Origin of the sequence: Cellulomonas flavigena DSM 20109 (genome assembly GCF_000092865.1) — a bacterium.
GTDB classification, from domain to species: Bacteria; Actinomycetota; Actinomycetes; order Actinomycetales; family Cellulomonadaceae; genus Cellulomonas; species Cellulomonas flavigena.
Genome location: NC_014151.1, coordinates 90475 through 110453, shown reverse-complemented (window position 1 = coordinate 110453; position 19979 = coordinate 90475). Strand labels below are relative to the sequence as shown.

The 19979-nt window shown below is 73.5% G+C and carries 16 protein-coding genes; 6 read left to right on the top strand and 10 right to left on the bottom strand.

Annotated features, from left to right (window positions below; translation table 11 throughout):
* Positions 1-62: 62 nt before the first annotated feature.
* The 4 genes from CFLA_RS00455 to CFLA_RS00440 all read right to left on the bottom strand — a co-directional run bounded on the left by CFLA_RS00455 (position 63) and on the right by CFLA_RS00440 (position 3006).
* Positions 63-686: a TetR/AcrR family transcriptional regulator gene (locus CFLA_RS00455; RefSeq protein WP_013115342.1), complete on the bottom strand. Its 624-nt coding sequence runs from the start codon at positions 684-686 to the stop codon at positions 63-65.
* A 192-nt stretch (positions 687-878) separates the two neighbouring features.
* On the bottom strand, positions 879-1253 hold the full coding sequence (locus CFLA_RS00450) for a TFIIB-type zinc ribbon-containing protein (RefSeq protein WP_013115341.1): 375 nt from the start codon (positions 1251-1253) through the stop codon (positions 879-881).
* Between the two features lie 32 nt (positions 1254-1285).
* Positions 1286-2176, bottom strand: coding sequence for a DUF72 domain-containing protein (locus tag CFLA_RS00445; protein ID WP_013115340.1), 891 nt, complete (start codon positions 2174-2176; stop codon positions 1286-1288).
* A 194-nt stretch (positions 2177-2370) separates the two neighbouring features.
* The gene (locus CFLA_RS00440; protein ID WP_013115339.1) at positions 2371-3006 is read right to left on the bottom strand and encodes a hypothetical protein; all 636 of its coding nucleotides are present in this window, start codon (positions 3004-3006) and stop codon (positions 2371-2373) included.
* Positions 3007-3731: 725 nt separating this feature from the next.
* On the opposite strand from CFLA_RS00440, the gene CFLA_RS00435 reads away from it, so the two are divergent.
* The 3 genes from CFLA_RS00435 to CFLA_RS00425 all read left to right on the top strand — a co-directional run bounded on the left by CFLA_RS00435 (position 3732) and on the right by CFLA_RS00425 (position 6651).
* Complete coding sequence (locus CFLA_RS00435; protein WP_013115337.1) at positions 3732-4766, top strand: TerC family protein; 1035 nt, start codon at positions 3732-3734, stop codon at positions 4764-4766.
* Positions 4767-4798: 32 nt separating this feature from the next.
* Positions 4799-5164 carry a hypothetical protein gene (locus CFLA_RS00430; protein WP_013115336.1) on the top strand — a complete coding sequence of 122 codons (366 nt, stop codon included), beginning with the start codon at positions 4799-4801 and terminating at the stop codon, positions 5162-5164.
* A 116-nt stretch (positions 5165-5280) separates the two neighbouring features.
* Positions 5281-6651 (top strand): glucose-6-phosphate dehydrogenase, encoded by a 1371-nt coding sequence (locus CFLA_RS00425; protein ID WP_013115335.1) that lies wholly within the window; start codon positions 5281-5283, stop codon positions 6649-6651.
* A 16-nt stretch (positions 6652-6667) separates the two neighbouring features.
* Here CFLA_RS00425 and CFLA_RS00420 read toward each other — a convergent pair whose 3' ends face one another.
* The 3 genes from CFLA_RS00420 to CFLA_RS00410 all read right to left on the bottom strand — a co-directional run bounded on the left by CFLA_RS00420 (position 6668) and on the right by CFLA_RS00410 (position 10317).
* Entirely contained in the window at positions 6668-7843 is a 1176-nt protein-coding gene (locus CFLA_RS00420; RefSeq protein WP_013115334.1) for an aminotransferase class I/II-fold pyridoxal phosphate-dependent enzyme, read from the bottom strand.
* A 240-nt stretch (positions 7844-8083) separates the two neighbouring features.
* Positions 8084-9649, bottom strand: a complete 1566-nt coding sequence (locus CFLA_RS00415; protein WP_043599387.1) for a class I SAM-dependent methyltransferase — start codon at positions 9647-9649, stop codon at positions 8084-8086.
* A gap of 131 nt (positions 9650-9780) precedes the next feature.
* The gene (locus CFLA_RS00410; protein WP_013115332.1) at positions 9781-10317 is read right to left on the bottom strand and encodes a low molecular weight protein-tyrosine-phosphatase; all 537 of its coding nucleotides are present in this window, start codon (positions 10315-10317) and stop codon (positions 9781-9783) included.
* A gap of 129 nt (positions 10318-10446) precedes the next feature.
* On the opposite strand from CFLA_RS00410, the gene CFLA_RS00400 reads away from it, so the two are divergent.
* Together CFLA_RS00400 and CFLA_RS18775 are read left to right on the top strand one after the other, a co-directional pair.
* Entirely contained in the window at positions 10447-11454 is a 1008-nt protein-coding gene (locus tag CFLA_RS00400; protein ID WP_013115331.1) for an endo alpha-1,4 polygalactosaminidase, read from the top strand.
* 162 nt (positions 11455-11616) lie between these two features.
* Positions 11617-13350 (top strand): DNA polymerase IV, encoded by a 1734-nt coding sequence (locus tag CFLA_RS18775; RefSeq protein WP_013115330.1) that lies wholly within the window; start codon positions 11617-11619, stop codon positions 13348-13350.
* 105 nt (positions 13351-13455) lie between these two features.
* Here the strand turns inward: CFLA_RS18775 and map are convergent, their stop codons facing one another.
* The 3 genes from map to aceA all read right to left on the bottom strand — a co-directional run bounded on the left by map (position 13456) and on the right by aceA (position 17955).
* Positions 13456-14220: a type I methionyl aminopeptidase gene (gene map, locus CFLA_RS00390; protein WP_013115329.1), complete on the bottom strand. Its 765-nt coding sequence runs from the start codon at positions 14218-14220 to the stop codon at positions 13456-13458.
* Between the two features lie 561 nt (positions 14221-14781).
* Positions 14782-16449 carry a malate synthase A gene (gene aceB / locus CFLA_RS00385; RefSeq protein WP_013115328.1) on the bottom strand — a complete coding sequence of 556 codons (1668 nt, stop codon included), beginning with the start codon at positions 16447-16449 and terminating at the stop codon, positions 14782-14784.
* 147 nt (positions 16450-16596) lie between these two features.
* Positions 16597-17955, bottom strand: coding sequence for an isocitrate lyase (aceA, locus tag CFLA_RS00380; RefSeq protein WP_013115327.1), 1359 nt, complete (start codon positions 17953-17955; stop codon positions 16597-16599).
* Between the two features lie 554 nt (positions 17956-18509).
* On the opposite strand from aceA, the gene CFLA_RS00375 reads away from it, so the two are divergent.
* Positions 18510-19976, top strand: coding sequence for an XRE family transcriptional regulator (locus CFLA_RS00375; RefSeq protein ID WP_013115326.1), 1467 nt, complete (start codon positions 18510-18512; stop codon positions 19974-19976).
* The last annotated feature ends 3 nt before the right edge of the window (positions 19977-19979 follow it).

Genomic DNA, 19979 nt, shown 5'->3' with positions numbered 1-19979 from the left:
GGCGTGGAGTCCGGCCGGGCGTGGAGGCCGGCCGGGGCGGGGTGCGAGGCGGGCGCGCGTCGTCAGGGCGCGCCGGCGCGCGGGGACGAGCGCACCGCGGCGAGCAGCCGGTCGATCGCGGTGCGGGCGTGCTGCTCGGCCGCCGGGTCCTCGAGCAGCCGGTGGCCGTGGTAGAGCCCGAGCATCACGCCGTGCAGGTCGGTGGCGAACTGCGCGGTGTCGGTGTCGGCCCTGAACTGCCCCTCGGTGACGCCGCCGGCGACGATGCGCGCGATGCTGTCGGCGAGCTGCCGGTGCTGGTCGCGCAGGCGGTCGCGGACCGGCCCGTCCTGCTCGTCGAGCTCGGTGCTGGCCTTGACGAACAGGCACCCGCCGGGGCGCCGCTCGATGCCGCAGGCGATCCACCGCTCCGCGAGCGCGCGCACCCGGGGCTCGCCGCGCGGCGCGCGCAGCGCGGGGAGGACGACGGTGGTGGCGAAGTCCTCGGCCGCCGCGTCGAGCACCGCCAGCTGCAGCGCGACCTTGGAGCCGAAGTGCGCGTACATCCCGCTCTTCGACATCCCGACCTCGTCGGCCAGGCCGCCGATGGTCAGGCCGCCGAGCCCCACGCGGCACGCGAGCTCGACACCGCGCGCCAGCACGGCCTCCCGCGTCCGTCGGCCCTTGGGCAGAGTGTGCTCGACCACCCGGAGAAATTAGCACGATCGTTCGCAAAAAACAGCACGGTCGTTCGGAAACCGTGAGGTGGACCGGGTGCGCCAGCCCCGTCCCCGTGACCGGATCGCCCTCTCGCCGCAGGACGCGGGCACCCCCGGGCGCGAGAGAGCGATCCGGTCACCCCCGGGCGCGAGAGAGCAATCCAGTCACGTCCGCGCAGGTCAGAAGTCGAAGAGGTCCTCCAGCCAGGACTCGCGCTTCTTGCGCTTGCGGCCGTCGTACCCCCGCTCGTACCCGCGGTGGTCGTCGCGGCGGCGATCGTCGTACCCGCGCTCGTACCCACGGTCGTCGCGCTCGACGTACCGCGGGCGGTCGTCGCGGACCTCGTAGCCCCGCGGGTCGGGCGTCCCGTAGGCCGGGACCCCGGGCGCCGCCGGCGCGGGCCGCTCGCCCGCGACCGTCGCGCCCGCGCGGTCGATGATCTTGTCGAGCTCGCCGCGGTCGAGCCAGATACCCCGGCACGACGGGCAGTAGTCGATCTCGACGCCCTGACGCTCGGTCATGACGAGCTGGTTCTGGTCCACGGGACACTGCATGGCGCACTCCTGTCAGTCGCGGCAGGACGAACCTACGTCAACGGGACGCCTGCGTTCACCCGCGCCGCGAGCGCCATGGCGTCGAACGGGGCGCGGACCTTCACGTCGTTGTCGAAGTAGACGTGCACGTCGCGCGGGTGGTCGTCGGCCGGAGCGGCCACGCGAGGGCCGTCCGGTGGCGGCGCGCCGGTCGACCACGCACGCACCTTGGCGGCCCACGCGTCGAGCGCGTCGTCGTCGTACCCCGAGACGTACAGCTCGCTGTCCCCGTGCAGGCGGACGTAGACGACGTCGCTGGTGAGGTCCTCGAGGTGCGGCCAGCGACCGGCGGTGTCGGCGACGACGAGGCCGACGTCGTGCGCGCGCAGCAGCTCCGGGAAGGCCGGGTCGACGAACGACGCGTGCCGGACCTCCAGGACGTGCCGCAGCGGGCGGTCGACCTCGACGCTCGTCAGGGCGCGACCCTCCGGGACCTTGTCGTCGTGCCGGCCGGCGAGCTCCGCGGCGGCGCCCGTCGAACGTGGCAGCAGGTCGAAGAAGCGTGCGAGACGCTCGGGGTCGAACCCGAGGTTCGGCGGAAGCTGCCACAGGACGGGCCCGGTGCGGTCCTCGAGCGCCAGCACGCCGGACGCGAAGAAGTTCGCCAGCGGCGTCTCGACGCCCGCGAGCTTCTTCATGTGCGTGACGAAGCGCGGTCGCTTGACCGCGAACACGAAGCCCTCGGGCGTCGCGTCCCGCCACGCGCGGTAGCTGTCGGGGCGCTGCAGCGAGTAGAACGAGCCGTTGATCTCGATCGACCCGAGCAGCTGCGCCGCGTGCTCGAGCTCGCGGCGCTGCGGCAGGCCCGGCGGGTAGAACACACCCCGCCAGGGCGCGTACCGCCACCCGGAGATGCCGATCCGCACGGCGCCGACACCCGTCACCCCAGCGACTCTAGGAGCGACCGACGACCGGCGCCCTGCGAGCGCCCGGTCGGCGCGACAGATGCCCCCCTGCTCGTGCCAGAGAATGGGCCGGATCGACGACCGGATCCGTCAATCCGTGGAATCTCCAGGTCTCGGTGGCGCCAAGACGGTGGCACGTCGTGCTCCACCACCTCGGCGCCACCGATCGTCGATCAGGGGTACACGTTGTGGCACTGCTCGCCGCGGAACGTCCCGTTGACATACAACCTGGCGCAGAGCAGACCGGTCTTCATGGTCCGCTTGTGGCTGGCGGTGTACCTAGCGTCGAAGTTTCCCTTGAAGCCCAGCGTCGTCCAGCAGCCCTCCTGCAGCGGCTGAATCAGTGTGCTGTAGTGACGAGACCCGTAGCGGTTCTGAAACTGCCACTGATAGTTACAGATCTGTGCCGGAGTCCCTGTGAGAGTGGGACCCCAGTTGGCCGATTCGGAAGTGACGGTCAATCCAGACCCATACACCTGGTGGCCGATGATGCCGGTCGGGATGCCGAGCATGAGACCGTGGAACTCGTACTGGAACGGCGACGTGTAGCCGACTCCAGATGCGTCCATGGGGACACTTCCGGCAGTGCCGAACGACCTCGTCGGCTCCACGTAGTTCCAGGCAGTCGGATCCTTCGACTGGGTCCTTCCGCCCGTGACGAGGACGCTGCCGTCAGCCTCGGTGACCGAGGCCTGCGGCGCGTCGGATCCACCCGGGAGGCTCGGATTCGCCGCCGCCGGTATCGCGAGAACGCTGATGGCGACCACCGCTGCAGCACTTGCGATGATCCCGGCACCGTGATTCTTCATGACATCTCCTCGCCCGCGGGGGTCCTCCAACGCCTCGAGAACACCAGCGCTGCCAGAGCAGCCATCACCAGGGCACCTGTCACGATGATCCACAGCCAGGCGACAGACATGCTGTCCATCGCCTCCGGCACATACCCAGCGTCCGCGAAGTTTCGAGCGGTGTTGAGGTGGTTCAGCGAAGCGATGACGGATGCAAGGGAGAGCAAGCAGAATGCACCACAGGCAACCTCCAGACTGAGCCGTGCGCTACGCAAGGAACCCCGCTCTCTCATGTTGTCGAACTTCAGCGGCAGGCTTTGCCGTCTCGGAAAACCTAGCACCCACGAGTTCGGGTTCCAGGACCACATGACCCTGGATATTCTCGTTGTCACACGATATCGGCGGCACGCACCCTCCACCAGGAGCGATCGGACAGCCGAGCCCGACCGACCGCGCGACGACGGCGGTGCGGAGCGAAGCCGCGTCGCTCGCGAACAGGAAAGTGAGACCCCTACCGAACACCCAGGCCCGGACCAGCACTCACGGCCGCCTGGCGCGGCAGGGCAGTGGAGGACCCGCCCCCGCAGCGCTTGCGCGTGCCCTCGCCACCCGTTTCACTTGGCGATCCAGGAGGGGAGTACCCCCCAGACGCTGCGTCGTCACGACGGCCGCCCCGACGGCGGCCCGGTGCAGCGGGCCCCGTGCGGGCCGGGAGAGACCTCCGGTCGACGACCGGAGGTGTGTCCGTGGACGTTCCCGTGTGGGTGTGGCTGGCGGTGCTGGCCGCGATCCTCGTGATGCTGACGATCGACCTGGTCGCGCACCGGCGCGCCCACGTCATCGACGTGCGCGAGGCGGCGGTGTGGTCGGGCGTGTGGGTGGCCCTGGGCGTCGGGTTCGGCGCCCTCGTGTGGCAGGTGTACGGCAGCACCGCCGGCCAGCAGTACTTCGCCGGCTACCTCATCGAGAAGTCGCTCGCGGTGGACAACGTCTTCGTCTGGGCGATCATCTTCACGTACTTCGCCGTGCCCCGGGAGCTGCAGCACCGCGTCCTGTTCCTCGGGGTGCTCGGCGCGCTCGTGTTCCGCGGGGCGTTCATCGCCGGCGGCGCGGCCCTCATCGAGAGCTTCGGCTGGGTCCTGTACCTGTTCGCCGCGTTCCTGCTGTGGACGGGCTACCGCATGCTGCGGCAGCGCGACGAGCACCTCGACCCCACCCGGTCGCGGGCGTGGCTGCTGTTCCGCCGGCACGTGCCCATGACCGACGCGTTCCACGGGCAGCGGCTGCTCGTGCGGCGCGACGGCGCCCTGCTCGCGACCCCGTTGCTCGCCGTGCTCGTGCTCGTCGAGGTCACCGACGTCGTGTTCGCCGTCGACTCGATCCCCGCGATCTTCGCCGTCACCGACGACGTGTTCCTCGTGTTCACGGCCAACGCCTTCGCGATCCTCGGGCTGCGCGCCATGTACTTCCTGCTGGCGGACCTCATGCACCGGTTCGTGTACCTCAAGACGGGCCTCGCGCTCGTCCTGGTGTGGGTGGGGATCAAGATGCTGCTGAAGATCGACGTGCTGTACATCCCGACGACGTTGTCGCTGGCCGTGGTCGTGACGATCCTCGCCGTCAGCGTCGCTGCGTCCCTGCACGCCACGCGCGGGCAGGGTCGGCGCGCCGTCACCGCCCCGACGGACCCGCCGTTCCGAGTCGCCGACGAGGCCGAGACGCGTGCGCTCGAACCGCTGCTGCGGCGGCGACCGGCGGGTGCGGGCGGCCGACGGCCGTAGGCTGACGGGGCCCCGAGCGACTGGAGGACCCCGTGCGTGCACGCACCCGCCGCGCCCGCGTCGTCGCCGTCGTCGTGGTCGCGGGACTCGTCGGCAGCACCCTGCTCGGAGCGATCGCCGCTCTGGGCGGCGGCGGCGTGAGCATCGACATCCCGGCGCAGGGACCGTGGACCGTCGGCGTCGCCGGCGACCTGGGACGTGTGCCGGAGTGCGTGCGGGACCCGGCGGTCGCCGAGTCGTACATGTCGGCCGACATGCCGTCGTCCGGCGGCAGCCTCGTGCTGGACGTCGACGCGGACGCGGCCGACGTCGAGCGGGTGGTGCGGTGCCTCGCGCGGGTCATCGATCCCGCGCGGATCGGCGTCATGACGACCCCGACGCCACGCGACGCCGCCTGACGCCGACCGTGCCGGCGCGCTCGCCGCGCGCGCGGCGCCCGGGGTCGTGACGATGGACCGATGAGCTCACCCTCCCGCCGCCCCTCGTCCACGCCGCACCGCACCGGACGGCTCGCGTGAGCGCCGGCCTCGTCGTCCTCGGCGCCACCGGCGACCTGAGCGCGCGGTACGTCCTGCCCGGCCTGGCACGCATCGAGGCCCTGGTGGACGGCGGGCTGCGCGTGGTCGGCGTCGCGAACGACGACCTCGACGACGACGGGTTCCGGCGGCTCGTCCACGAGAAGGTCGCACGCCACGCGGGCGGAGAACCTGCCGCCGAGGTCACGGCCCTCGTCGACCGCGTGACCTGGGTGCGGGGCGACGTCACCGAGCCCGCGACACTGCAGCGCGCGCTCGGCGCGTGCGAGGTGGGGGACGCCGACCCGCTCGTGCTCTACCTCGCGCTGCCGCACGTGCTCTTCCTGCCGGTGGTGCGCGCGCTGCGCGACGTCGACCTCCCCGACGGGCTGCGGGTCGTCGTCGAGAAGCCCTTCGGCGAGGACCTCGCGGGGGCGGCCGAGCTCAACGCCGCCCTGGGCGACCTGCTGCCCGAGGAGCAGATCTTCCGCGTCGACCACTTCCTCGCCAAGCAGACGGTGCTCAACCTGCTGGGCCTGCGGTTCGCCAACCGCATCCTCGAGCCGCTGTGGAGCAGCACGCACGTGGCGTCGGTCGACATCGTCTTCGACGAGACGGTCGACGCGCAGGGCCGCGCGTCGTACTACGACCGCTCCGGCGCCCTGCGCGACATGGTGCAGAACCACCTCCTGCAGCTCCTCACGTACGTCGCGATGGAGCCGCCCACGACGGTCGCGCCCGCCGACCTGGCAGCGCGCAAGGCCGACGTCCTGCGGGCCGTGCGGCCGCTGGACCGCGAGGGCGTGGCCCGCTGGACGCGCCGCGGGCGGTACACCGCCGGCGAGGTCGCCGGGCGGCACGTCGACGCGTACGCCGACGCACCCGGCGTCGACCCCGCACGCGCGACGGAGACGTACGCCGAGGTCACCTTGCACGTCGACACGTGGCGGTGGTCGGGCGTGCCGTTCCGGCTGCGCACCGGCAAGGCCCTGGCGGCGGACCGGCGCGAGATCGTCGTACGGTTCCGCGACGTGCCGCTGCGGGTGTTCGACGGCCCGGCGCCCGTGCGCAACGAGCTGCGCCTGCAGCTCGACCCCGACCGCATGTCGCTCGACCTCAACGTCAACGGCATCGACGACCCGTTCCGGCTCGAGACCGTCACGCTCGACACCGAGCTGGCCCGGCAGGACCCGACGCCCTACGGGCAGCTGCTGCTCGCCGTGATCGACGGGGACACGCGGCTGTCGGCACGCGCGGCGGAGGCCGAGGAGGGGTGGCGGATCGTCGAGCCGGTCCTCGCCGCGTGGGCGGACGGCGCGGTGCCGCTGGAGGAGTACGCGGCGGGCAGCGACGGACCACGGCGGCGCTGAGCGTCCGGTCCGCGCGTCACAGACCCCGCTGCCACGCCACGATCCGCTCCGCCGCCTCCGCGACCACGGCTGCCGACGACGCGAACGACAGCCGCACCCACGACCCGCCGCCGACGGGGTCGAAGTCGGTGCCCGGCGTGATCGCGACACCCGCCTCGTCGAGCAGCCGCGCGCAGTACGTCACGGCGTCCAGGCCCGTCGCGGACACGTCGCCGTACAGGTAGAACGCGCCGTCGGCGGGCGCGACGGGGTCCCAGCCGAGGTCGGGCAGGCGGTCGAGGAGCAGGCGACGCGAGTCGGCGTACCGCTCGACGTTGGCGCGGGCCGCCGCCATGCCGTCGGGGCTGAACGCCGCGACGCCCGCGTGCTGCGCGAGCGCCGGCGGGCACAGCGCGACGTTGCCCGCGAGCGCGTCGACGGGCCCGACCAGGTCGTCGGGCAGGACGAGCCAGCCCAGCCGCCAGCCGGTCATGGCCCAGTACTTGGAGAACGAGTTCACGACGACGGCGCCCGTGGCGAGGTACCGGGCCGCCGTGGCCGTCTCCGGTGCCGTCCCGCCCGCGTCGGCGTACGTGATGCCGTGGTAGATCTCGTCGCTGACCAGCCGCACCCCGTGCTCGCCGCACCACGCGGCGAGGGCCGCGAGCTCGGCGGGCTCGATCATCGTGCCCGTCGGGTTGGCGGGGGACGCGACGACGAGCCCCTCGACCGGCTCGTCCAGGGCCTCGAGCTGCGCGACCGTCGGCTGGTAGCGCTGCTCGGGCCCGCAGGCCAGGTCGACGACCTCGCACCCCAGCGCCGTGAGGATGTTCGCGTACGCGGGGTAGCCGGGACGGGCCAGGGCGACCCGGTCGCCCACGTCGAACGCCGCGAGGAACGCGAGCATGAACCCGCCCGACGAGCCGGTCGTCACCGCGACCCGCGCCGGGTCGACGTCGACGCCGTACGTGTCGCCGTAGTGCGCCGCGATGGCCGCGCGCAGCCCCGGGGCGCCGAGCGACTCGGTGTACCCGAGGTCGCCGGACGTCAGCAGCTCGACCGCGCGCTGCCGCACCACGTCCGACGCGCCCGTCGACGGCTCCCCCGCGCACAGGTTGAGCACGTGCTCCCCGGCGGCGCGGCGCGCGTTGGCGGCGGCCAGGATCTCCATGACGGCGAACGGCGGGACGTGCGCGCGGGCGGCGACCTTCATGGGGCCAGTCTGCCGCGCGGACGCACGACGACGCTCAGGACGTCGGCGCCGTCACCACCACCGCTGCCGCGCACCCGCCGGCGGCAGCCCGAGTCGTTCCCGCGCCTCGTCGAGCACCGTCTCGCCGAGCGGCCCGGACGCGGCCGCGTCGATCGCTCCCGGCCTCGCGGACCCGGCGCGGCGAGAGCGTGGAGCGTTGCTGCCGGACTCCGGCAACAACGCTTCACGCTCCGTGCGAGGTCACGCCAGCGGGCGACGCGCGACCGTGAGGACGTGCGTGTCCGGCCACGGCACCCGCTCGCCCGTCGCCGGGTCGTGCAGCGCAGCGCCCACGCGCAGCCGGTTCTCGACGAGCCACTCGTTGCGCCACGGCCCGCTGCCGGGGTCGAGCTCGAACCCGACGCCCTCGAGCAGGTCGCGCCAGTCGTCGCCGGTCATGTCGCAGAACCGCTCGTGGCACTCCGAGAGCCACGAGTCCGTGTAGTCGCGCGTGTACAGGTACTCCATCGCGGTGCGCAGGGAGGTGCGCGCGACGCTGACGCCCGGTTCGGCGGCGACCCACTCGACGTCCACGTCGGCGCCGGACAGCGCCGGGAAGTCCTGCGCGAACTGCACGAACCGCGCGGCGGGTGCCAGACCGGCGACGTACGCGGCGGCCTCGTCGCGCGCCAGGCCGCTCAGGTCCCGCGGCGGGACGTCCCCGTCGCCCTCGAGCACGAGGTCGACGACGCGGTCCGGGTCGCCCGGACCGAGCACGTCAGAGTTGATCCACACGCCCCCGGGGCGGGTGTGCGCGAAGACCCGCCGGGCCAGCAGCTCGAGGTCGGCACGCCCGTTGCCGTAGCTCGCGATCTCGTGGGTCAGCGCGATGGTCGTCGTCGTGTCGACCGACCGGTCCGGGAACACCGGCCCCAGCAGCAGGTTGCGCTGCGCGAAGAACACGTTCGGGTTGGCGAACACGCCCTGCGCGCGGCGGTGCTCGGCCTCCGCGACGAGGTGCCGGGACACGTCGACGCCGTACAGGTCGGACTCCGCCAGGCGAGGGTCGCGCGCGGCGCGCTCCAGCAGACCACCGGCCGCGCAGCCCAGGTCGACGACGCGCCCGGGCACGACGTGCGGCGCGACCTGCGCCCACTTGCGGTCCGACGCGTCGTCGAACGCCGCGGTGTACGTGGCGTAGTCGCGGGTCTCGGTGAGGTCGCCGTCGTCCTGCACGGTCGGGTCGGTGTGGACGAGCCGGACGTGCGCATCGAGCCGGTACCGCTCGTAGTACGCGACGGCGTCGGGGTGCGCGAGCGTGCGCCACGTCTGGTCGCCCGCGACCATGCGCTCGAGGACGTCCCACGGCCGCGGCGGGTCACCCGGGGCGCCGTCCTCGACGGGCGCGACGCGGAAGCCCTCGGCCGTGTAGAGGGCGGCGACCGACGGGGTGGAGCAGGCGACGACCGTGTCGGCCGGGGTCAGCGGTGCGCCGAGCACCAGCTCGGCGGTGGCGAGCACGGTGTGCGCGAACCGCGGGCTCGGCGGCACGTCGGCCACGGGCACGACGAGGGACGGCAGGCCCGCCCGGGCAGTCACGGCCTCGATCATCGCCTCGCGGCGGTGCGCGGGGACGGGGTTGCGACGCGTGCCGCTGTGCGTCGCGGACGTCACCGCCCACACGACGCGCGCGTCGGGCGCGCACGTCACCGGCTCGCCCGCGGCGTCCCGCACGCGGCCGGCGAGAAGGTCCGCCAGGTACGCGGCCTGGAACGCGGTGACGAGGTGGTGGCGGCCGGGGAACAGGACGTGACGGATGTCGGGCACGGCGAGCACGCTGCCACACGACGGGCCGGAGGCGCGCCCCGCGCGCGGGTCCGCGTCGGGAGCGCGTCGGGTGCGCCGGGTGTCCGACGGGTCGACGTCAGGTGGGGGCCGACGTCAGGTGCGGGCCGACGTCATTCGGCGGGCGCGCCCGCCCGGTCCAGCGCCGCGCGGACGTACGCGACGATCCCGTCGGCGGCCGCCTCGACCTCCGCGAGCGTCACCTCGAAGCCGTCCTCGGGGCCGTACCAGGGGTCGTCCACGTCGAGGACGTGCTCGGGCTGACCGGGCTCCGCGGGTGCCGCGGGGTCGAAGCTGCGGAACATGCGGATCCGCCCGGTGACCATCGAGTCGCCGTCCGCGAGCCGGCGCAGCGCGCGGGCGTGCACGGCGGTCATGGGCAGCAGCAGGTCGCGCTCACGCAGCTCGGTGGGACGCACCTGGCGGGCGCGGTGCCCCTCGCCCGTCGGGTAGCCGTGGCGTCGCAGCACGGACCGTGCCCGCCAGTCGACGGGGTTGCCGTGCTCCTCGTCGCTGATGCCCGTGGAGTCGACCTCGACCGCATCGCCGAGGCCCGCGTCCGCGAGCCGCTCGCGCAGCACGATCTCGGCCATGGGAGAGCGGCAGATGTTGCCGGTGCAGACGGTCATGACGCGGTAGAGACGGGGCACGGGGCCATCCTCCCAGGTCACCGCGCATCCGTTACCGTTCCGTGACACACGTCACCGGCACCCTCCGCCTGGTCACCCGTCCGTGTGGACCTCGGGCACGCGTCCGGTTTGCCAGGTTACGGTGGCCGCGTGCCGACCACGACGCGTCCGAGCCGGGGGGTCCTCCTCGCTTGCGCCGTCGTGCTCGCCGGCTGCCGCACCGACGCGACCGTCCCCGGGCCGGACCCGGGCGCCGTCGGGCCTGCCGCGACGGTGCCTGCGACCACGTCGTCCGCCGCGCCCGCCACGCCGGCCCCGGCCTCCACGGCCACCGACACCCCCGCCCCCGTGACGACGGTGACGACGCCCCCACCCAGCCCCACGGCCGGCCCGACGCCCGCACCCGTCGACACCCCCACCGCGCGCGCCGTGACGCTGCCCGAGCCCGGCGCGCGGTTCGAGTACCAGATCGGCGGGCCCGACGCGCCCGCCGACGACACCGTCGTCGTCGTGCGCGACTCGACGGCGGCCCCGACCGGCCGGTACGACGTCTGCTACGTCAACGGCTTCCAGACCCAGCCGTCCGAGACCGACCGCCTGCTGCGCACCGAACCCGAGCTCGTCCTGCACCACGCCGGCGAGCCTGTGCGCGACGACGGCTGGCCCGACGAGGTCCTCTACGACCTCACGCGCGCCGACCTGCGCGCCCGCGTCCTCGAACGCGTCGGCAAGGTCGTCGACGGCTGCGCGGCCGCCGGGTTCGACGCCGTCGAGGTCGACAACCTCGACTCCTACACCCGCTCGTTGGGCCTGATCGCTCCGGCGGACACCCTCGCGTACGTCGCGCTGCTCGTCGAGCGCGCGCACGCCGCGGGCCTGGCCTTCGCGCAGAAGAACACCGCCGAGCTCACCACCGAGGTGCGCGCACTGGGCGCCGACCTCGTCGTCGCCGAGGAGTGCCGCGAGTGGGAGGAGTGCGACGTCTACACGTCGGTCTACCCCGTGGTGCTCGACGTGGAGTACGACCGCGCCTCGTTCGACGCCGCGTGCGCCGAGCAGTCCGACGCCGTGACGCGGCTGCCGGGCCTGACGGTGGTCCTCCGCGACCGTGACGTCTCCCCTCGCTCCGCCCCGGGCTCGGTGCACGCCGCCTGCTGACGCCTCCCGTCCACCTCGCGAGACGCGTGCGCCACGAGACCGGGCTGAGAGCGCCCATGACCGCCCCGCAGCGACGTGAGCCCGGTCTCGCAGGCGGCCCCTTCCGGCTGCCGGACCGCGGGCGCGTCGGCGGGTGTCGCCGGTGCGACGGAGGATAGGGGGGTGGAGCGGGGAGGTGACCGGGCGCAGCGACTCGTCGACGCGGTGCGCGTGCGCGACGCCGCGACGGTGCTGCACCTCGACGCCGACGCGTTCTTCGCGGCCGTCGAGCAGCGCGACAAGCCGTCGCTGCGGGGCAGGCCCGTGCTCGTCGGGGGCACCGGCGGGCGGGGCGTCGTGTCGACCGCGTCCTACGAGGCCCGACGCGACGGCGCGCGCTCCGCGATGCCGATGTCCCGCGCACGACGGCTCAGCCCCGCCGCGGCGGTGCTGTTCCCCCGCTTCGCCGCGTACGCCGCGTACTCGCAGGTCATCATGGGCGTCCTGCGCGACCTGACACCCGCGGTCGAGCCGCTGTCGATCGACGAGGCATTCGCCGACCTCACGCTCGCCCCCGGCGGCACCCCCGAGCCCGAGGAGGCCGCCGCGCAGGTCCAGGCACGCGTCACCGAGCTCACCGGGCTGACCGTGTCCGTCGGCGTGGGGCGGTCCAAGCTCGTCGCCAAGATCGCCTCCGACCTGCGCAAGCCCGGCGGCGTGGTCGTCGTGCGGCCCGAGGACGAGGACGACGTGCTGCTCCCGCTCGACGTGCGAAAGGTCCCCGGCGTCGGCCCCGCCACGCAGGGCGCGCTCGAGCGCCTCGGCGTCCGCACCGTCGCCGACCTGCGCCGACAGCCCCTCGACACCCTGACGATGACCCTCGGCGAGGCGCACGGCACCGGGCTGTACCTCATGTCCCGCGGGCTCGACGACCGGCCCGTCGTCACGACGAGCGAGCGCAAGTCCGCCGGCGCCGAGCGCACCTTCGCGGTCGACCTGCGCGGGCGGGACGTCGTGCTGTCCGCCGTCGACGACGTCGTCGACGAGGCCTTGCAGCGGCTCGAGCGTCACGGCGGCGCCGCGCGGACCGTCGTCGCGAAGGTCCGCTACGCCGACTTCTCCACCGTCACCCGGTCGGTGACGTTCCCGCACCCGACCGCGTCGGGGTCCGAGCTGCGCGACGCCGCGCGGCGGGCCGTGCTCGCCGCGGGGGTCGTGGAGCCCGTGCGGCTGCTCGGTGTCGCGTTCCACTCCCTGTCGTCGCACGCGCAGCTCGCGCTCGACCTCGACGCGCACCTGTTCGACGCGCCGCGGCGCGCCGTCGTCGGCGAGCACGACCACGTGAGCGGACGGCTGGTGGACGACGTGGCGAGCTCCCCGGAGGGCATGGACACGGCCGACGGCGAGGTCACGGGGGTGCTCGAGGACGGCGAGGTCACAGGGGTGCTCGAGGACGGCGAGGGCACAGGGGTGCTCGAGGACGGCGAGGGCGCACCGACGCTCGGCCACGACGCGACCGGCTCCGGCGGCGACACGTCGTCGAGCACGGCACCGGCCGTCGCACAGGCCGGGGCGGGCGACGTGCCGGAAGTCGACGCGACGGTCGCGCGCCTCGTCGCGGACGACGCGCGGCTCGTCGGCGCGGAGAAGGCCGTGGTCGGGCGGCCGCTCGGCGCCCCCGTCACCGGCCGCCCGCTCGACGAGGCCAACGCCCGGCCCGGCCTCGACGTCGAGCACGCGACCCTCGGGCGCGGGTGGGTCGTGCACGTGCGTGGCCGCGAGGCGACGGTCCGCTTCGAGACGGCGCTCACAGCGCCGGCGCGCTCGCGCGTGCTCGACCTGGACGAGGACCCGCTCGTGCTCGTCGAACCGGTGGGTGTCACACCCCCGAGCGTGGTCCCGGCCCACCTCCGCTGACCCGCCACACCCCTCGCCGAACGGAACACCGCTCACCGTCGGGCACCCCGTTCGAGGACCGGTGTTCCGGTCGGCGGGGGGTGGGTACAGAGGTGGAGGCGACGGTCAGTCGCGGGACGTCAGGACCACCGGGCCGCGCCTGGTGATGGCGACCGTGTGCTCGGCGTGGGCCGTGAGCGCACCGTCGGCGGAGCGGATCGTCCAGCCGTCGTCGTCGATGACGTAGTCGCTGCTGCCGGCCATGAACCACGGCTCGATCGCGATCACCGTGCCGGGCTTGAGCTTGACGCCGGTGCCCGCGCGGCCGTCGTTGGGGACGTGCGGGTCCTCGTGCATCGTCCGGCCGACGCCGTGCCCGCCGAAGTCGGTGTTGAGCGAGAAGCCGGTCTGCCGGGCGACCTTGCCGATCGCGGCCGAGATGTCGCCCATGCGGCCGTTGGGCTGGGCGGCGGCGATGCCGGCGGCGAGCGCCTGCTCGGTCGCCGTGATGAGACGCTGCGCCTCGGGCGTCGTGGTGCCGAGCTGAAACGTCAGAGCGGAGTCGGCGACCCAGCCCTCGACCTCGCACGCGAAGTCGATGCTCAGGACGTCGCCGTCGGCCAGCACGCGTTGCGACGGCAGGCCGTGCAGCGCGTGGTCGTTGACCGACGTGCACAGGACACCCGGGTACGGCATCGCGCCAAAGCTCGGGTGGTACCCGAGGTAGACCGACCGCGCACCGGCCTTCGCGATCATCTCGCGCGCGTGGGCGTCGAGGTCGTCGGTCGTCATGCCGACCTTCGCGTGCTCGCGCAACGACGTGAGGACGTCAGCCACGAACCGGCCGGCGGGGCGCATCTGCTCGATCTCCGCAGGGGACTTGAGTGCCACGCCCCCACCCTCTCACCCCCGCCGAGTGCGGACGGGCGGGGCGTGGCAGAAGTGGTCACATCTGCAGTGCCCCGCGCAGAAGGTGGTCACACCTGTGACCAGCATTGCGGTGGGGGTGGGCGTGGGGGTGGGGAGCGGGGGTGCGTGTGGGGGGTGTCGGGGTCGTCCCGGCAGGGGACAGCCCGTGGGCCGGGACTCCGGGTGGAGACCCTGCCGCGAACGACGAGGTCGCGGCTCCCACGGGCTGCGGTGACTGCCGGGTATTCGCCTGCCACCCTGCCGGCCGTCGCCGGCGGAGCAGTCGAGCGGATCGACAGTCCGTCCGAGTGTCTCGGGCGGCTAGCGGGCAGCCACCTCACGCGTCCGGAAAGACTTCATGTCGCGGACCACCTCCCTTCAGTGTGGGAACGACGCTACGTCGCGCACGGACGCCCGCCAACCCCTTTATTTCCGCGAGCGCGGCAGACACGCGTCGAGCGCGCCACACGCGTGTGGCGCGCTCGACGGTGGAGTGCCGCGGTCGGCGTGGGGCGGGCCGGCGCGGAGGTGGCGACGGGCCGGTCAGGCCGGCGTCACCAGGTGCTGGGTGTAGGCGGGGATCGTGAGGAACGTCGGGAAGTCCTCCGACAGCGACACCTCGCGGAACAGGGTCGCCGCGGCGTCGTACCGGTCGCCCTCGCGTCGCTCGAGGCTGCCGAGCACGTCCGCCAGCACCTTCTCGACGGTCGTCGCGTCGATGCGGGTGCCCTCGGCCGTCACCGTGCCCTGGTGCACCCACTGCCACACCTGCGAGCGCGAGATCTCGGCCGTCGCCGCGTCCTCCATGAGGTTGTCGATCGCCACGGCGCCCGACCCGCGCAGCCACGCCTCGAGGTACCGGACGGCCACGGACACGTTCTGCCGCAGACCGGCGTCGGTGACGGCACCCGGCTCGCCGCCGCCCGCGGACGGCACGTTCAGCAGGTCGGCGGCGGTCACGCGGACGTCCTCGCGCAGGCGGTGCCGCTGGTCGGTGCGGTCGCCGAACGCCGCGTCGAACACCTCGCGCGCCACCGGCACCAGGTCGGGGTGCGCGACCCACGTCCCGTCGTAGCCCTGGCCGGCCTCGCGCTCCTTGTCCGCGCGCACCTGCTCCAGCGCCCGCGCGGTCACCTCGGGCTCACGGCGGTTGGGGATGAACGCGCTCATGCCGCCGATCGCCTGCGCGCCGCGCTTGTGGCACGTCTGCACGAGCAGCTCGGTGTACGCCTTCATGAACGGCACCGTCATGGTCACCTTGCCGCGGTCCGGCATGACGAACCGGGGACCGCGGGCGCGGAAGTTCTTGATGACGCTGAAGATGTAGTCCCAGCGCCCGGCGTTGAGGCCCGCGCAGTGGTCGCGCAGCTCGTAGAGGATCTCCTCCATCTCGAACGCGGCCGTGATGGTCTCGATGAGGACCGTCGCGCGGATCGTGCCGTGCCGCAGGTTGAGATAGGTCTCGGTGAACCGGAAGACGTCGTCCCACAGCCGCGCCTCCAGGTGCCCCTCGATCTTGGGCAGGTAGAGGTACGGGCCGCGGCCGGCGTCGATCAGCGCCTGCGCGTTGTGGAACAGGTACAGGCCCGCGTCCACGAGCGACGCTGACGCCGCGCAGGACTGCCCGGCGCGGTCCGTGAAGCGCAGGTGCTTCTCGGTGAGGTGCCAGCCGCGTGGGCGGAACACGATCGTGGGCGTCGTCTCACCGACCTTGTACTCCTTGCCCTCGGGCGACGTGAAGTCGATCTGCCCGCGGATCGCGTCGTACAGGTTGACCTGGCCGGAGATCGCGTTGGACCACGTGGGGCTCATGGCGTCCTCGTGGTCGGCGAGCCACACCTTGGCGCCGGAGTTCAGGGCGTTGACGGTCATCTTGCGGTCGGTGGGGCCGGTGATCTCGACGCGGCGGTCCTCCAGGCCCGGTCCGGGGCCGGCGACGCGCCACGTCGGGTCCGCGCGGATGTGCGCGGTCAGCGGCAGGAAGTCCGGGTCGGCGCCGTTGCCGAAGCGGTCCCGGCGGCGCTGGCGGGCCAGCAGCAGCTCGTGCCGACGGCCCGAGAAGCGCTGGTGCAGGTCGGTGAGGAAGTCCATGGCCTCCGGCGTGAGCACGTGGTCGATGCCGTCGACGCGCGGGCCGGTGATCGTCAGGCGGGGGTGGGAGAAGGCGGGGGTCAGGTTCGCCGCCACGGGCGAGGTGTCGATGATGGTCATGACGTGCTCCTGAAGGGCTGGGCCGGCGGGGCTGGATCGACGTCTCGCCGGGAAGGAAGGGGGCGGCGGGGCTGGATCGACGTCCCGCCGGGAGGGGGTTCCCCTCCTCGGGCGTGAGGCGTCGATCCAGCCCCGGGTGTCCGCAGGTCAGTGCTGGAACTGGGCGGTCTCCGTGGAGCCGGCCAGCGCGAGGGTGGCGCTGTCGGGGCTGATCGCGGTGGCGACCTGGTCGAAGTAGCCCGTGCCGACCTCCCGCTGGTGACGGGTGGCGGTGTAGCCGTCGGCCTCGGCGGCGAACTCGGCCGTCTGCAGGTCGACGTACGCGCTCATGCCGCGCTCGGCGTAGCCCTTGGCGAGCGTGAACATCGACTCGTTGAGGGCGTGGAACCCGGCGAGGGTGATGAACTGGAACGCGTACCCGTGGCCCGCGAGCTCACGCTGGAAGCGCGCGATCTGGGCGTCGTCGAGGTGCGCGCGCCAGTTGAACGACGGCGAGCAGTTGTACGCCAGGAGCTTGCCGGGGAACGCCTCGTGGATCCGCTCGGCGAACTCGACGGCCAGCGCGACGTCCGGCGTCGACGTCTCGACCCAGATGAGGTCGGAGTACGGCGCGTACGCCGTGGCGCGGGAGACGACCGCGTCGAGGCCCGGACGGACCCGGAAGTACCCCTCGGCGGTGCGCTCGCCCGTGAGGAACTCCTGGTCGCGCTCATCGACGTCGGACGTCAGCAGGTCCGCGCCCAGGGAGTCCGTGCGGGCGATGACGACCGTCGGGGCGCCCGCGACGTCGGCCGCGAGCCGCGCCGCCGACAGCGTGCGGACGTGCTGCGACGTCGGGACGAGCACCTTGCCGCCCAGGTGGCCGCACTTCTTCTCCGCCGCGAGCTGGTCCTCCCAGTGCACACCGGCGGCGCCCGCCTGGATCATCGCGTGCATGAGCTCGTACGCGTTGAGCGGGCCACCGAAGCCGGCCTCGGCGTCCGCGACGATCGGTGCGAGCCACTCGCGCGTCGCCCGCCCGTTCTCCGCGACGTCGATCTGGTCGGCGCGCATGAGCGCGTTGTTGATGCGCCGGACGACGGCCGGCACGGAGTTGGCCGGGTAGAGCGACTGGTCCGGGTACGTCTGGCCCGACAGGTTGGCGTCGGCCGCGACCTGCCAGCCCGACAGGTAGATCGCCTCGAGCCCCGCGCGGACCTGCTGCACCGCCTGGTTGCCCGTCAGCGCGCCGAGCGCGGGGACGTGGGTGCGGGTGTGCAGGAGCTCCCAGAGACGCTGCGCGCCGCGACGGGCGAGCGTCGGGTCCTCGCGGACCGAGCCGCGCAGGCGGACGACGTCGGCGCCGGTGTGCCGCCGCTCGATGCCGGACCACCGGGGGTCGGTGGCCCAGTCGTGCTCGAGCTGCTCGGCGGTGCGGGTCTGGTCGCCCGGGCGGGCGGGGACCGCACCCGCGACGGCGGCGGGGGTGCCCTGCAGGTCGTCGATCTGGGTGGTGGGAGCGGTCATGGTCGTGCCTCTCGCGTCGTCGCGTGGCCCCGGGGGGCCGGCTGTCGTGGGCTGCCGGTGCGGCGTCCCACGACCAAGGTGCCGTCTGCGCAAGCCCGGGTGACCACCCCCGACGACGAAAGATCGGCAGTTCTTCCGCGTGCCGCAACAGGGTCCCGTCGTCACCGTCTGCGACGGGCGGATCGTGAAGTACCGGGGTTCTTCACGGAGCAGGAGGTGATTCGTACGAGAAGGGGGGCGCATCTGCCCACGTCAGCGCATTCTGCGCCGAAGGAAACGAATACTTCTCCTGGACGGGATCGTTCCCACGGGGCGACCCTGGAGCGGTGACGACGACGACGCCCCGAACTCCCGACCCCCGACGCGCGGGCGCGGCCCCCGCGGTCCGCGCCGGGGCCGGATCGACGGCTCGCGAGAGGGTGGTGGCGCGCGCCGGGGCTGGATTGACGGCTCGCGGGCAGGTGGGGGCTGGATCGACGGCTCGCGGGCAGGTGGGGGCCGGATCGACGGCTCGCGGGCAGGTGGGGGCCGGATCGACGGCTCGCGGGCAGGGGGTGGAGGGCGGGGCGACGGGCGCCGCCTCCGGGACGGGCGTCGACACGCTCGTGCTCGGGCGGCGCGTGCGGCACCTGCGCACGGCACGCGGCATGACGCTCGACGACCTCGGCCGCGCGATCGGGCGCGCGCCCTCGCAGGTCTCGATGCTCGAGAACGGCCACCGCGAGCCCAAGCTGTCGCTGCTCGCGCAGGTGGCCGAGGCCCTCGGCGTGGAGCTCGGCGACCTGCTGAGCACCGAGCCGCCCACGCGGCGCGCGGCGCTCGAGGTCGAGCTCGAGCGGGCGCAACGCGGGCCGCTGTTCGCGAGCCTCGGCGTGCCGCAGGTCAAGGTGGGGCGGTCCCTGCCGTCCGACGCGCTCGAGGCGCTCGTCGCGCTGCAGGAGCAGGTGCAGCGGCTGCTCACCGAGAACGCCGCCACCCCGGAGGAGGCCCGCCGGGCCAACGCCGAGCTGCGGGCACGGATGCGCGCGCAGGACAACTACTTCCCCGAGCTCGAGCAGCACGCCCGCACGCTGCTCGACGCGGTCGGCCACCACGGCGGGCCGCTGTCGCAGCGCGCGACGTCGGAGATCGCGGCGCACCTGGGCTTCTCGCTCCACTACGTCGCGGACCTGCCGCACTCGACACGCACGGTGACGGACCTCGCGCACGGGCGCATCTACCTGCCGCAGCGCGGCGCCGCGCACAACGACTCGCGCTCGCCCCTGCTGCAGGCGATCGCGTCGCACGTGCTGGGGCACACCGAGCCGGTGGACTACGCGGACTTCCTGCGCCAGCGTGTCGAGGCGAACTACCTGGCGGCGGCGCTGATGATCCCCGAGGCGTCGGCGGTGGCGTTCCTCGGCGAGGCGAAGGCCGAGCGACGCGTGTCCGTGGAGGACCTGCGCGACACGTACGCCGTGCCGTACGAGACGGCGGCGCACCGGTTCACCAACCTCGCGACGCAGCACCTGCAGATCCCTGTGCACTTCATGAAGGTCCACGAGGGCGGCACGCTGCACAAGGCGTACGAGAACGACGGCGTGGTGTTCCCGTCCGACCCGCTGGGGGCGATCGAGGGGCAGCCGGTGTGCCGCGAGTGGACCGCCCGCACCGTCTTCGAGCTCCCCGACCGGTTCAGCCCGTACTACCAGTACACCGACACGTCGTCGGGCACGTTCTGGTGCACGTCGCGCGTGCAGTCGTCGTCGCAGGGTGCGTTCTCGGTCAGCGTGGGCACGCCGTTCGCGCACGTGCGGTGGTTCCGTGGGCGGGAGACGACGGTGCGCTCCGCCTCGCGCTGCCCGGACCCGTCGTGCTGCCGCGAGGCGCCGCGCGCGCTGGCGAGCCGGTGGGCGGACCAGGCGTTCCCGAGCGCGCGGCCGCACGCGTCGCTGCTGGCGGCGCTGCCGGTGGGCGTGTTCCCGGGCGTGGACCAGACCGAGGTCTACGAGTTCCTCGAGCGGCACGCGCCCCAGGACTGACGA

Excerpts from the sequence above, each read along its gene's own strand:
- CFLA_RS00450 (WP_013115341.1), bottom strand. The coding sequence starts at position 1,253 with ATGCAGTGTCCCGTGGACCAGAACCAGCTCGTCATGACCGAGCGTCAG.
- CFLA_RS00440 (WP_013115339.1), bottom strand. The coding sequence starts at position 3,006 with ATGAAGAATCACGGTGCCGGGATCATCGCAAGTGCTGCAGCGGTGGTC.
- CFLA_RS00420 (WP_013115334.1), bottom strand. The coding sequence starts at position 7,843 with ATGAAGGTCGCCGCCCGCGCGCACGTCCCGCCGTTCGCCGTCATGGAG.
- aceB (WP_013115328.1), bottom strand. The coding sequence starts at position 16,449 with ATGACCATCATCGACACCTCGCCCGTGGCGGCGAACCTGACCCCCGCC.
- aceA (WP_013115327.1), bottom strand. The coding sequence starts at position 17,955 with ATGACCGCTCCCACCACCCAGATCGACGACCTGCAGGGCACCCCCGCC.